The sequence below is a fragment of the Streptomyces sp. NPDC087428 genome (assembly GCF_044744085.1).
Taxonomy (GTDB): domain Bacteria; phylum Actinomycetota; class Actinomycetes; order Streptomycetales; family Streptomycetaceae; genus Streptomyces.
On record NZ_JBIUXR010000004.1, the window covers coordinates 121,861 to 135,760 of the forward strand.

Below are 13,900 nucleotides of genomic sequence, written 5' to 3' on the forward strand. Positions count from 1 at the left end.
CCTCGCCCGGACCGTTGACTCCGCCGACAGTGGTCGCGATTCTGGCAACTCGTCAGTAACTTCAATGGACATGTCAATCGAAGCGAGTGATGGCCATGGCTCAACCTCAACGCCGCAGATTCAGATCCTTCACGGTGGTGTCACTGCTCCTCGCCGTGATGTCCCTGGTACTCGGTCCGATGCCCAGCTCCGCGGCGGTGCCCGACCCCGGCTGGTGGAACCCGACCTCGCGGCCCGCGCCCGACGAACAGATCAACGTCACGGGTGAGCCCTTCAAGGGCACCGATTCCGAGGGCCGCGTAAGAGGCTTCGTCGACGCGCACAACCACATCATGGCCAACGAGGGCTTCGGCGGCCGGCTGATCTGCGGCAAGCCGTTCTCGGAGCAGGGCGTCGCCGATGCGCTCAAGGACTGCCCCGAGCACTACCCCGACGGCTCGCTCGCCGTCTTCGACTTCGTCACCAAGGGCGGTGACGGCAGACACGACCCCACCGGGTGGCCCACCTTCAAGGACTGGCCCGCCCACGACTCGCTGACCCACCAGCAGAACTACTACGCCAACATCGAGCGGGCCTGGCGCGGCGGACAGCGGGTACTGGTCAACGACCTGGTCACCAACGGCGTGATCTGCTCGGTCTACTTCTTCAAGGACCGCAGCTGCGACGAGATGACCGCCATCCGCCTTGAGGCGAAGAAGTCGTACGACATGCAGGCCTTCATCGACAAGATGTACGGCGGCCCGGGTAAGGGCTGGTTCCGGATCGTCACCAGCAGCGCGCAGGCCCGCGAGGTCGTCGAACAGGGCAAGCTGGCTGTCGTCCTGGGCGTCGAAACCTCCGAGCCGTTCGGCTGCAAGCAGATCCTGGACATCGCGCAGTGCAGCAAGGAGGACATCGACCGCGGCCTGGACGAGCTGCACGAACTGGGCGTGAGCAGCATGTTCCTCTGCCACAAGTTCGACAACGCGCTGTGCGGCGTGCGGTACGACTCCGGCGCCCTCGGCACGGCCATCAACGTGGGCCAGTTCCTGTCGACCGGCACCTTCTGGAAGACGGAGACCTGCCGTGGCCCGCAGCACGACAACCCCATCGGCAACGCCGAGGCGGCACAGGCGGAGAAGCTGCTGCCGAGCGGTGTGGCCGTTCCCTCCTACGCCTCGGACGCGCAGTGCAACACCCGCGGGCTGACCGGCCTGGGTGAGTACGCGGTGCGCGGGATGATGAAGCGCCACATGATGCTGGAGCTCGACCACATGAGCGTCAAGGCCGCGGATCAGGCCTTCGACGTCCTCGAGTCCGAGTCGTACCCGGGCGTCATCTCCTCGCACAGCTGGATGGACCTGGGGTGGACCGAGCGGCTCTACAAGCTCGGCGGGTTCGCCGCCCAGTACATGAGCCCCTCCGGGGCGTTCAGCGCGGAGGCCAAACGCACGGACGCGCTGCGCGAGAAGTACCAGGTCGGCTACGGCTACGGCACCGACATGAACGGCGTCGGCGGCTGGCCGGCCCCGCGGGGCGGGGACACCCCCAACCCGGTGAAGTACCCCTTCCGCAGCACGGACGGCGGCTCGGTGATCGACAAGCAGACCACCGGCGAGCGCACATGGAACTTCAACACGGACGGCGCGGCACACTACGGCACGGTCCCGGACTGGATCGAGGACATCCGTATCGTCGGCGGCCAAGAGGTCGTGGACGACCTCTTCACCGGTGCCGAGTCCTACCTGCGCACCTGGGGGAACACCGAGAAGCACCGGTCCGGGGTGAATCTGGCCTCGGGTGCGGCCGCCTCGGCGTCCACGTCGCAGTGGTGGAACCCGGCCGTCAGCTTCGCTCCCGGCCGGGCCGTGGACGGAGACCAGAGCACTCGCTGGGCCAGCGAGTGGACGAACGACCAGTGGCTGCAGATCGACCTCGGATCCGCGAAGCCGGTCCAGCGCGTCACCCTCGACTGGGAGGAGGCGTACGCGAAGTCGTACCGCGTCGAGCTGTCGCAGGACGGCAAGAACTGGCAGACCGCCTGGTCCACGACCGCTGGCGAAGGCGGCCTGGACACAGTGCGGTTCACCCGGACCCAGGCCCGCTACGTACGGGTCCACGGCCTGGAGCGTGGCACCAAGTGGGGCTACTCGCTCCAAGAGGTAGGCGTCTACAGCGACTGACGGCACCGGCGGCGTCCCGGGCCGAGGCCGGCCGGATCAATACCTGATCCGGCCGGTCCGGCGTCCCGGCACAGCCGGAACCCGCACTGTGGCCACGGGGAAGGCTGACCTCCGGACCCAGCCGCCGGGAGAGACGGACCACGGTGCTGGGCGGGGTACTCCAGTACAGCGCACGGGGCAGCGAGCCGCGACAACGGACGACGACCACTGCGTGGCCACAGGTTTCTGACATCCTTCTGACATCACCCAGCGACTCTCTTCTTCCGGCTCCGCGCCGGAAGAACCCCCTTGCCCTCAAGGAGAGAGTCACGCATGGAGATACTCAGCCGCATGCGGCGCACAGCCGCGGTACTCGGTCTGTGTGCCGCACTGGTCGCCGTCCCCGCCGCGGCGTCGGCCGAACCCGCCGCGGCGAAGACGCCACGGATACCCGTCGTCTCCGCGGAGCAGGTCATGCCGCACCTGCGGGCGCTGCAGTCGATCGCGGACCGCACCGGAGGCAACCGCGCCCACGGCACCAAGGGCTTCCGGCAGTCGCTGGCGTATGTGAAGGGCGTGCTGGACAGGGCGGGCTTCCGCACCAGCCTGCGGCCCTTCACGCACAACGGCGTCCTCGGACACAACCTCATCGCGGACTGGCCGGGAGGCGACCCGGACCACGTCGTGCTCGTCGGCGCCCACCTCGACAGCGTCGAGGCCGGGCCCGGTATGAACGACAACGGCTCCGGCTCGGCCGCCGTGCTCGCCACCGCCGTCGCCATGTCGCGGGCGGGTGCCGCGCCGAAGCGGCATCTGCGGTTCGCGTGGTGGGGAGCGGAGGAGCAGGGCCTGATCGGCTCCAAGGACTACGTGCGGGGGCTCTCGGCCGCCGGGCGCGAGAAGATCGACGTCTACCTCAACTTCGACATGACCGGCAGCAGGAACGTGCAGCAGTGGCTCGTCGTCCACGACGACCCGAGGGCCACGGACGCGTTCGAGGCGTACTTCGCGGCCAAGGGCCTGCCCACCTTCGACATCGGCATCGGCGGCTCGGACCACGAGTCCTTCGGCGACGCCGGAATCCCGGTCTCCGGCTTCACCACCGGCGTCGGCGACTGCCTCCACGAGGCATGCGACCGCATCGACAACGTGGACCCCGGGACCGAGACCGTCAGCACCAACGCCGTTCTCGGCGTGACCTGGCAGCTCGCCACCCGCTGATCACCGACCACGGCCCCTACCGTCAGGAGCAGGACCTATGCGCAGTACGACGAAACGGCACCGATACCCCGCGGTGGCGGGCATCCTGGCAGGCAGTGTGCTGCTGACCGCCGTGCCTTCCGCGGCCACCACCACCGGCGGCGGGTCCGGTGTGGGGGACCCTTACTTCCCCGACGACGGCAACCCCGGATACGACGTCTCCCACTACGACGTCCGCGTGGCCTACGACCCGGCCCGCCCCGACCGCCTCGACGGCGACACCACCGTCACCGCCACGGCCACCGGCCGACTCGACCGCTTCCACCTGGACCTGGAGGGCTTCCAGGTCAGCTCGGTCACCGTTGACGGCGTCCCGGTCAGGAGCTTCACCCGCAGCGGGGCACACGAACTGGTCATCACCCCGGCCGGCCGGATCGCCAAGGGCGCGACATTCGCGGTCCGCGTCCGCTACGCCGGCAAGCCCGTCGGCGAGAGCTGGCACCGGCTCACCAACGGCGGGGCGAGCGTGACCGGCGAGCCGCACTCCGCCACCGCCTGGTACCCGGCCAACGACCACCCGTCCGACAAGGCGACCTTCCGGCTCACGGCGACGGTCCCCGACACCTGGACCGTGATCGGCAACGGCCGCCCCGGCCCGACCACCTCCCCGGTCAAGGGCAGAAAGACCTTCCGCTGGTACGAGGACAAGCCGCTCGCCACCTACGTCAGCACCCTCGCCATCGACAAGTTCACGGTTCGCACCTCGAAGCTGGCCGACGGCACCCCGGTCGTCAACGCCTACAGCCCCGGCGCCGTGATCGACCCGGAGTCCGAGGCGCTGCTCCCGGAGATCATCGGCTTCCTGGCCTCGAAGTTCGGCCCGTACCCCTTCTCCTCGGCCGGCGGCATCGTCATCAACGGCGAAGCCGACGGGGGCGGCAACGGTCCCCCCGCACTGGAGACGCAGAGCCGTCCGACGTACGGCGGAGTGATGTTCGACGCCTCGATGGTGCACGAGTACGCCCATCAGTGGTTCGGCAACAGCGTCTCGTTCTCGGACTGGCGTGACGGCTGCATCGCCGAGTGCGTCGCCCAGTACACCAACCAGCTGTGGGAGGAGAAGGGCGGCGCCGACATCGACACCGGCTTCTACGCCGACATGGTGGAGCAGAGCGAACAGGACCCCGGCTTCTGGCTCGTGAAGCTCTACGACCCGGGCCAGGGAAAGGAGTTGGACCAGGCGCTGTACGACAAGGGGTCGATGATGATGCACGCCCTGCGGCGGACCATCGGGGACGCCGCCTTCTTCGGGACCCTCCGGCAGTGGCAGAAGGAGCACCGCTACGGAAACGCCACCTGGCCGCAGTTCGAAGCGCTCGCGAAGAAGGTCTCCGGCCGGCCGGAGCTCACCGGTTTCTTCGACGCCTGGGTACACGGCACCACCGTCCCGGAACGGAAGTACCTGTACCCAGGAAGCCTCGGCCGCCTTCGGTGATCTGTCGCGGGGTGCCGGTCGGCGCAGGGTGATCGAGGCGGCGACGGGCAGGTGGTCGCCGCCTCGCGGCGGGCAGCGTACGGATATGGTCGACGGTTGCTCAACGGGCCATGACCGGGTCGATCCGGGCCGGCGGGAGGCGACGGGGGACGTGATCGGGCAGCCGCGGTGCGACGGCGGCACGGTTGGGTGGAGGCTTTCAGGTCACCGTGTCCCTGCCGGCTTCGGCAGTTCGCACCCCGCCGCCGCCAGGTTGAGCTTGTTGCCCGTGGTGAAGCACGCCGGGATGCCGTACGTCTCCTCGGCGTAGCCGATGCCCTCGCGGATGGTGACGGTGCCCTGTTCGTTCACCTCGCAGGGGTTGTCGAGGGTGCAGTGTCCGCCGCTCTCGTTCGTGGTGTTGTTGATCGCCGTGATCTGTCCCGTCGTCGTGTCGATGACGGGAGAGCCTGAAGTGCCCCCGATGACCTGGCACTCCGGGGTGTAGCGGACGGCGTCCTTCCATGTCCACTGGTCCTCCTTCAGCCGGTACGCGAACCCGTCGACCGAGCAGGAGTAGACCTTTTTCCAATAGGCGGAGACCACGTTGACCGCGTGGCCCTGCACCGGGTGGGTGGCGGCCAGCGTCAGCGGGGCGATCCCGCTGGTCTGCTGTATCTGGGCGTACGTCTTGGTCAGCCGGTAGAGCGTCACGTCGGTGTCGGTCATCGTCGAGTAGACGACCTCGCTCGCCTTGAGCGTTCCGGCACTGCCGGCCGAGGCGTTGAGCAGCGTGAAGCTGCGGGTCGAGGACTTGCCGGTGATGACCTGGCCCGCACTGGGGAAGCCGGTTTCGAGGCAGTGACCGTTCGTCATGACCAGTGCGGGGTCCGTCGGCTGCGAGTTCGGCATACGGACCAGGGAGCCCGAACAGTTGCTGAGCGCGACCGTGCCGGCGAAGGAGGCGGCCCGAACTCCTGTGGGGGTCACCTTTCCACCGTTCGGATGCGCGCCCGGCGTCGCGACGGCAGAGGCCGCCTGGCCGCCCCCGGCCGGGACCGCGGCGGCGGCCGTGCCCGTGGTTCCGGCCAGGGCAGCTGAGCCGAGGGTGAGCGCGGTCAGAGTGGCGAGGAGAGGCTTGCGCATGATGGATCCTCTCGGGAAGGTCCGGGAGCCGACCGGCACCCGGACAGCGAAGGGTCGAGGCATTGTCCGTGCACCGACAATGCGCCCGCTACCCCACCGTTCCCCCCTGACGCTTTTCGCACTGTTGACAACTGCCCTATGAGGCATCGGGAGACCGGCACAGAACCGACTCGGCCTCCACCAGGGCGCGCAGGAAAGGTCGTTGGGCGAGCTTGACCTGCTTGGGCCTGCGCCCGCGCGCGTAGGCGGACAGGGCCGCAACGGCGCGCCGGGCGGGAGTCACCGTACGGGTTCGGCCTCCATGGCCGCGGCCACCTTCTCGCAGAACTCCGCGAACAGGACGCCCTCACCCTCGGTCAGGACGGACGCGGCGAGCTGCCCGATGTCCTGACGGCCCCGGGCGATCCGGGCGAGGAACGCCTCCCCCTCGGGGGTGAGAGAGGTGCTCAGTTCGCGCCGGTCCTCCCCCAAGGCCCTCTGGGTCACCAGGTTCAGGTCCTTGAGCACGCGCAGGGCCTTCGACGTGGTCTGCCGGGAGACATCGAGCGCGTCGCTCAGTTCGGAGGGCCTCATGGAGCTGCGTACCCGCAGCAGCTCCAGGACGTCGTACTGGTGCCAGTTGACGCCTTCGGGGTTGGCGCGTGACCGGCGTGCGACCAGAAGGCACTGCAGATGGGTCAGGGCCGCTTCCAGACCGCTGGGTTCCTGGGACCAGGGGGACATCGAGCCGTCTCGTGGAGTCATGGGGGGGCTTTCCGGTACGGGGGCATTACCGGTGTTGAGAGGTTGAACGATATCAAGGGGCGCCGCCGATGACACGGGGTCACGCCTGCGGGCCGCGCCGCCGGACGGCCCACGGCCGGCCCCGGTGCCGCAGGCGTGGTCACGGCCGGCGGCGGGTGGCCGAAGAAAAATGGTTGCCCTGAGGACACCATCGGGGGGCGTGCCGCTCCGAACCGGGGGTACCGGAGTCCATGGGCCGGTGGGCAACCGGCCGACCGCAACGCTTCAGGAGCGGCTGACCGGCTTCCGCCGGGAGCCGTCGAAGCAAGAAATTGCATCGGTCCGGCCTGCGCCACGAGGCGGAAAGCGCTTCCCGCCTCGATTCCTTCCGGCCGGGACCGCGTGCGACGTACCGGAATTGTTTGCCCAAACCGCCTCCCACCAGAGGCATTTGACACTGATACCGACCTGTGGTTAACATCGATTTCCAGACGGAAACCATATTTCCGCACTGCACGCTGAAGAATCCACTGCCCCGGCTCGCGTTTCTCGCATACCGCACCAGTGAGATCGCTGAAGCCATTCCTTCGGACAGCACGTCGAGGAGATCAGCGATAATGGAAAATAATTCCTCCCATTTACCACCGGGCCCCCCTCTTGTCCTTACCGCTCTGTTCGAAGAAGCGGTGCGCGACAACAGCGAGGCCGTAGCTCTGGCGCAAGGCGCGCTGCGCGTCACGTATGACCAGCTCAACCGGCGAGCCAACCGCATGGCACGTCATCTCGTCGCCCAAGGGGCGACAAGAGGCGACCGCATCGGTGTGCACATGGGCCGGTCCCCGGATCTCTACGCCGTCGTGCTCGCGGCCCTCAAGGCCGGCGGGTGCGTGGTGCCGCTCGACCCCGGGCATCCCACGGAGTACGTCGGCCGCATCCTGCACGAGGCCGGCGCGTCGCTGGTGGTCTGCGACGACCCGGACGGCCTTCCCCGCGGCGCTCGCGAAGGCGCACTCGCACTGCACGACCTGGTGCGGCGCAGCGAGGGCCTGGACGACGGCGACGCGGACCGCGGCATCGGGCCGGAGGACACCGCGTTCCTCATGTACACCTCCGGTTCCACGGGCAAGCCCAAGGGCGTCCGGATCGCCCACCGCGGACTGGCGCGGCTGGGCCCGCACAACGGCGCCCTCGACATCACCCCGCGGGACGGCCTGACCCAGTCGGCCGCGTTCTCCTTCGCCGCCTCGACCATCGAGATCTGGCTCGCCCTGCTGCACGGCGCCACGCTGCTGCCGATGCCCCCCGGGCTGCCGTCGCTCCCCGCACTGCGCGAGGCCGTGGAGGAACGGGGCGCGACCGTGCTCAGTCTTCCGTGCGGCCTGTTCAACGCCCTGGTCGACCACGAGCCGGAGTGTCTGAGGAACGTCCGGATCGTGCTGCTCAGCGGCGACTTCCCCTCCCCCGCCCACCTGCGCAGAGCCATGGCGCACACCGGCGCGACCCTCTACAACGGCTACGGCTGCACGGAGAACTCCTCGATCACCGCCCTGTACCCGCTGACGTCGGCCGACGAGGTGGACGGCCGGAGCATGGTGCCGATCGGCAAGCCGCTCCCGACGGTCACGCTGGACGTGTACGACCCGGCGATGCGCCCCTGCGCCATCGACGAGGTGGGGGAACTGTGCGTGGGCGGGACCGGCGTGGCCCAGGGGTACGCCGATCGGCCGGAGCTGACCGCCGAGAAGTTCACCCCTACGCCCGACGGCGGGCTGCTCTACCACACGGGCGATCTGGCACGGCGGACCGCGGACGGCGACGTGGTGCTGGTCGGACGGTCGGACAGCATGGTGAAGATCCGCGGGTTCCGGGTGGAGACGAGTGCCGTCACCCTCGCGATGCGCGCCCTCGACGGGATCGGGGACGCGGCGGTGAAGGCGTTCGAGGACGACACCCGCGAGAAGCGTCTCGTCGCCTTCTACACCACCCGTGACGGCACGCCGGCCGACCCCTCCGACCTGGTCCGCCGGCTCTCGGAGCAGTTGCCCTCCTACATGGTCCCCTCCTCCTTCCGTCATCTCGAGAAGATGCCGACGAACGTGAACGGAAAGATCGACCGCACCGCGCTCATCCTTCCCGGGCCATCCGGTACCCCGAAGGAGAAGTCCACCGAAGAGAAAGGCGGAACAGTCATGCAGAACCCGCTCGAAGCAGTCGTCCTGCAGTCCTGGATCGAGATTTCCGGAATGGACGACTTCTCGACCACCGACTCCTTCCTGGGCCATGGCGGGAATTCTCTCCACTTCGTGCAACTGGCCTCCCGTCTACAGAAGATATTCGGGATCGAAATCACCACAGAGTCAGTTTTCCGGCACGGCACGGTGGAACAGCTGGCGCGTTTCATCGAAGAGACCCGTGATCAGGAAAGGAGCACCTCGACGTCCAACGGCTGACGGAGTTCCCGACAGCGGCCGGCACACGCGCTGCGCCGGTCGCGTTACGTCTCCGGAGGGCGACAGAACCGTGAACGAACCCCTTACCTCAGCAATACTGGAATTGGCGCGGAGAACGCTCCGGTCGCCCGGCCTCGGGCCGGACCAGAGATTCTCCGGGTGCTGCGACGATCCCGGGCGGCTGGACGAACTGAGCGCGGTGCTGCGGGCCGTGTTCGCCATCGACCTGTCGTCCGCCGACCTCGCCCGCGAGGGCACCGCGGCAACAGTGGCCGAGCGCACCGCGCGTGGACGCCCTCGTACCCGCGGGCACGAGGTGGAAGCCGGCTCCGCGCCGCGGACCGGCAACGCGACGGAGGCCTCGTTCGGCCAGAGCGGAATCTGGCTCATCGACCAGTACCTCCCCACGCCGGAGGCGTACAACGGGCCGTTCCTGGTCCGGCTGCCGTTCCGGCTCGACGGGGAACGGCTGCGCCGCTCCGTCGCCGGGGTGCTGCGCCGACAGGAAGTGCTGCGCACCACCTACACGTTGCGCGACGCCCGGCTCCTCCAGATCGTCTCCGACGACGACACGGCCTTCCACTACCGCGTCGAGCACTACGGCAGCGAGGAGGAACTGGACACCATCGCCCAGCGGGTGGCGAACATCCGCTTCGACCTGGAGCACGGGCCGGTCACCTCGGTGACCTGTGCGCTCGGGCCGGGCGAGGAGAGCGCGATCGTCTGCAACATCCACCACATCGCCTCGGACGCCGCCTCGGCCGGCGTGTTCCTGCGGGAACTCCTCGACGCCTACGACCGGAACGGGCGGGGTCTGCCCGTGGAGGCGGTGCCCGGCCGTCCGGACTACGCGGACTTCGCGCACTGGCACCGCGAGCACCTGACGCCGGGGAGGACCGCGGAGCTGCTCGACGAGTGGGCGGACCGGCTGGCCGGAGAACTGCCCGTGCTCGATCTGCCGGCGGACCGCCCCCGGCCCGCGGCCCAGGCACACCGGGGAGCCACCGTGCCTCTGCGGGTTCCGGCCGAAGTGACCGAGCGGCTGGAGATGCTGGCGGAACGCGAGGGCGTGACGCTGTTCATGGCTCTGCTCGCGGTGTACGGCGTGTTCCTCGGCAAGCTGACGCAGCAGGAACGCGTGCTCATCGGTTCGCCGGTCTCGCTGCGCGACGACGCGCAGACCCGGGACCTCATCGGCTACTTCGTCAACATGGTCGTGCTGCGCCAGGACGTCACGGGCTCGATGAGCGTGCGCGAGGCCCTGCGGCAGGCGCGCGAGGAGGTCACCGACGCGCTGCGGCTGAAGTGGGCCCCCTTCGACAAGGTCGTCGAGCGCCTGAGGCCCGAGCGCAACAGCGCTCACACCCCCGTCCTCCAGACGATGCTCGTGCTGACCGATCCGGGTTCCGCGCAGTGTGTCCACGACGGCACCCCGCTGACCGTCCGGCGCAACATGGCGCACGGCGCGAAGTACGACCTGTCCATGGTGTTCGCCCGCGAGGAGGACGGGCTGCACGGCACGCTCGAATACGACTCGCACCTCTTCGACGAGGCCACGGCGAGGAGTATGAGCGAGCGTCTGGGCCGGCTGGTGGGCCGGTTCGCGGCGGCCGGGCCGGACACCCTCGTCCGCGATCTCGGCCTGCTGGCCGACGGCGAGGAGCGGGATCTGCTGGCCCGCAACGACCTGGTGGACCGGTCCGCGCGCCCCGTGCCGGTGGGCGAGCTGTTCGAGCGGCAGGTGTCGGCCACACCGGACGCCGTCGCGGTGACGGACGGCGGCCGCTCGTGGACGTACCGGGAACTGGACGAACGGGCCAACCGGCTCGCCCACGTCCTGCGCGAGGAGGGGGCGGGGGCGGGCCGCCGGGTGGGTATCAGCCTGCCCCGCTCGTTCGACATGATCGTCGGGCTGCTCGGCGTCGTGAAGTCGGGCGCCTCCTACGTCCCGATGGACCCGTCGTACCCGCCGGAGCGATTGGCGTACATGCTCGACGACGCCGGTGTCCTCCTCGTGCTCACCGACAGCACGTTCGGCGCGGAACTCCCCTCCGGAACGCGGTTGTTCGAGATCGACCGGGAAGCGGACCGAACGGCTGCGGCCGACCTCACGACGCCGGGCCGGACCAGGACACCCGACGACGAGGCCTACGTGGTCTACACCTCCGGGTCGACCGGTGCCCCGAAGGGTGTGGTCATCCGGGACCGCACGGTGGGCAATCTCGTCCGCGCCCAGCACCGGATCTCTCCGTGCGGAGCCGAGGGCACCACTCTGCAGTACATGACGCTCTCCTTCGACGTCTCCGTGATGGAGATCCTGGGGACGCTCGGCGTCGGGGGCACGCTCGCCCTGATACCCGGGAAGCTTCAGAAGGACCTGCACCGGCTGGCCGCTTTCGTCGCCGAGCACGGTGTCACGCGCCTGTACCTGCCCTATGTCGCGCTCCAGCGGTTCGCCGCGATAGCGGTCGCGGAGGGACTGCGGTGCGAGGGGCTGCGCGAGGTCACCTCCGTGGGCGAGGCCCTGGTCGTCTCCCCGCAGATCAGGGAGTTCTTCGCCCGGCACCCCCGGGCCCGGCTGCTGAACATGTACGGCCCCTCCGAGACCCATCTGGCCACCTGGCACGAGCTGTCCGGTGACCCCGGCGAGTGGCCCGAGGCACCGGCCATCGGCCGTCCGGTCGACGGCATGCGACTGCTCGTCCTCGGCCCCGACCGTGAACTCCTCCCTCCCGGCGTCACGGGCGAGCTGTACATCGGCGGTCCGCACCTCTCGCCCGGCTACCACAACCGGCCCGAGGAGACGGCGCTGCGCTTCGTCGCCGATCCGTACGGCCGGGCCGGCGAACTCCTCTACCGCACCGGCGACCTCGTGCGGTGGAACGGGCGCGGTGACCTGGAGTACCTGGGCCGTGCCGACGACCAGATCAAGATCCGCGGCTACCGCGTCGAACCCACCGAGGTCGAGGCCGCCCTCGACGCCCTCGACGGGGTGAAGAGCTCGGCGGTGGTGGCGGTCGGGTTCGGAGCGGGCGACCGGCGGCTGGTCGCCGCGGTCACGGGGGACGGCGCCGGTGACGACGGGCGGCTGCGGGCCGCGCTGGCCACACGTCTGCCGGACTACATGCTGCCCGCGCACATCGTCCGCCTGGACCGGCTCCCCACCACCCCGAGCGGGAAGACCGACCGCGGTGGACTGGCCGCCAGGCTGGCCGGCGAACTGCGCGACCGGCGCGCGGACGACCGCGCGGGAGCGGCGGAACAGCCGAGGGCCGGAACCGAGCGCGAGATAGCCGACCAGTGGTCGGACGTGCTGGGAACCGGGTCCATGGGGCGGGGCGACGACTTCTTCACGCTGGGCGGCAACAGCATCATCGCCACCGAACTGGTCTACCGTCTGCGGCGGCTGTTCGACATCGACATACCGCTGCGGACCCTGTTCGACAACCCCACCGTCTCCGGCATGGCCGCGCGGATCGAGGAACGGCGCGCCGGTGACAGCACGGCGTTCACGGCGCCCGCGGCCGACCTGCGCGGCGAGGTGACCCTGCCGGACACGGTACGGGCCGGCGACCGCGAACCGGCCCCGGTGGCCGCCGCGACCTCGGTCCTGCTGACCGGCGCGACCGGCTTCCTCGGCAGCTACCTCCTGCGGGACCTGGCAGCCGTACCAGGCAGTACGGTCAACTGCCTGGTACGCGCCGCCGATTCGCGCGCCGCCCTGCAACGACTGCACGCCACGGCCACCTTGTACGGCATCGCGGACGACATCGCCTGGGAGCGGGTGCGCGCCGTACCCGGAGACCTCACCCGCGCGCGCATGGGACTGTCCGACGCGGCCCACGCGGAACTGACCGGTTCGGTCCAGGCCGTCTACCACGCGGCGGCGCACATCAACTTCGTCCTGCCGTACGCCTCGGTGAAACCGGCCAACGTCGACGGTCTGCGGTACGTGCTGGAGTTCGCCGCCACGGGGCGGCTCAAGCCCGTGCATCACATGTCGACCATCGCGGTCTTCGCCCCTGGCCAGGGCGCCGGGCCGATCACCGAGGAGGCGGTGCCCGAGACCTCCGAGGGCCTCGGCATCGGATACACCCGGAGCAAGTGGGTGGCCGAGGGGATCGCACGGCTGGCGCGTGGACGCGGCATGCCGGTGACCGTCTACCGCATCGGCCGGATCTCCGGTGACAGCGTCAGCGGCGCCTGCCAGGCCGACGACTTCCTGTGGCGCCAGATCAAGAGCTTCATCGAACTCGGTTCGGCCCCGCCCGCAGAGGAGCTGACGACGGACCTGCTGCCGGTGGACTTCGTCAGCCGGGCCGTCGTCGCCCTCTCCCGCGATCCCTCCGCCGACGGCGCGACGTTCCACCTCTTCCACCCGCGCGGCTCCGACTTCACCCCGGTGCACGCCGCCGTCCGCGAGTGCGGCTACACGCTGGACACGGTGCCGGCCGACGAGTGGCTGACGCGCCTGGAGGAATCGGCCCGCCTTCCCGGGGGCAACGCCCTCGCGGCGGCCGTCCCGCTGTTCCGGGAAGGCGCGCTGGAACTCGGCGAGAACACCTACGGCAACGAGAAGACGTCGCGGCTGCTCGAACGCCTGGGGCTGCACTACCCCGACATCGACCGCCGCTCCCTCTCCCGCATGATCCGCTACTTCGGCTCGACCGGGCAGCTGACCGGCCCGCACCCCGCGCGGCAGACCGCGTAGGACAGCCGGTCAGCGGCTCTCCCGTTCCAGACATCCGCAGGCGTCCACCCCACGG

The 13,900-nt window shown here is 69.6% G+C and carries 7 protein-coding genes; 5 read left to right on the forward strand and 2 right to left on the reverse strand.

The window, feature by feature from the left end; translation table 11 throughout:
• Nucleotides 1-89: 89 nt before the first annotated feature.
• The 3 genes from ACIO3R_RS10240 (at nt 90) to ACIO3R_RS10250 (ending at nt 4,836) form a co-directional block, all read left to right on the forward strand.
• Nucleotides 90-2,162: a discoidin domain-containing protein gene (locus ACIO3R_RS10240; RefSeq protein WP_385025843.1), complete on the forward strand. Its 2,073-nt coding sequence runs from the start codon at nt 90-92 to the stop codon at nt 2,160-2,162.
• 312 nt (nt 2,163-2,474) lie between these two features.
• Entirely contained in the window at nt 2,475-3,362 is an 888-nt protein-coding gene (locus ACIO3R_RS10245) for a M20/M25/M40 family metallo-hydrolase (RefSeq protein WP_385025840.1), read from the forward strand.
• Between the two features lie 37 nt (nt 3,363-3,399).
• The gene (locus ACIO3R_RS10250) at nt 3,400-4,836 is read left to right on the forward strand and encodes a M1 family metallopeptidase (protein ID WP_402104982.1); all 1,437 of its coding nucleotides are present in this window, start codon (nt 3,400-3,402) and stop codon (nt 4,834-4,836) included.
• Between the two features lie 204 nt (nt 4,837-5,040).
• Here the strand turns inward: ACIO3R_RS10250 and ACIO3R_RS10255 are convergent, their stop codons facing one another.
• Both ACIO3R_RS10255 and ACIO3R_RS10260 read right to left on the reverse strand, forming a co-directional pair.
• Nucleotides 5,041-5,961 (reverse strand): serine protease, encoded by a 921-nt coding sequence (locus ACIO3R_RS10255; protein ID WP_402104984.1) that lies wholly within the window; start codon nt 5,959-5,961, stop codon nt 5,041-5,043.
• 279 nt (nt 5,962-6,240) lie between these two features.
• Nucleotides 6,241-6,705, reverse strand: a complete 465-nt coding sequence (locus ACIO3R_RS10260) for a MarR family winged helix-turn-helix transcriptional regulator (RefSeq protein ID WP_385025831.1) — start codon at nt 6,703-6,705, stop codon at nt 6,241-6,243.
• A gap of 665 nt (nt 6,706-7,370) precedes the next feature.
• Here ACIO3R_RS10260 and ACIO3R_RS10265 point away from each other — a divergent pair.
• A complete protein-coding gene (locus tag ACIO3R_RS10265) occupies nt 7,371-9,134 on the forward strand; it encodes an amino acid adenylation domain-containing protein (RefSeq protein WP_402104986.1) in 1,764 nt (587 codons plus the stop codon).
• A gap of 103 nt (nt 9,135-9,237) precedes the next feature.
• Nucleotides 9,238-13,845 (forward strand): amino acid adenylation domain-containing protein, encoded by a 4,608-nt coding sequence (locus ACIO3R_RS10270; RefSeq protein ID WP_402104988.1) that lies wholly within the window; start codon nt 9,238-9,240, stop codon nt 13,843-13,845.
• Nucleotides 13,846-13,900 lie beyond the last annotated feature (55 nt).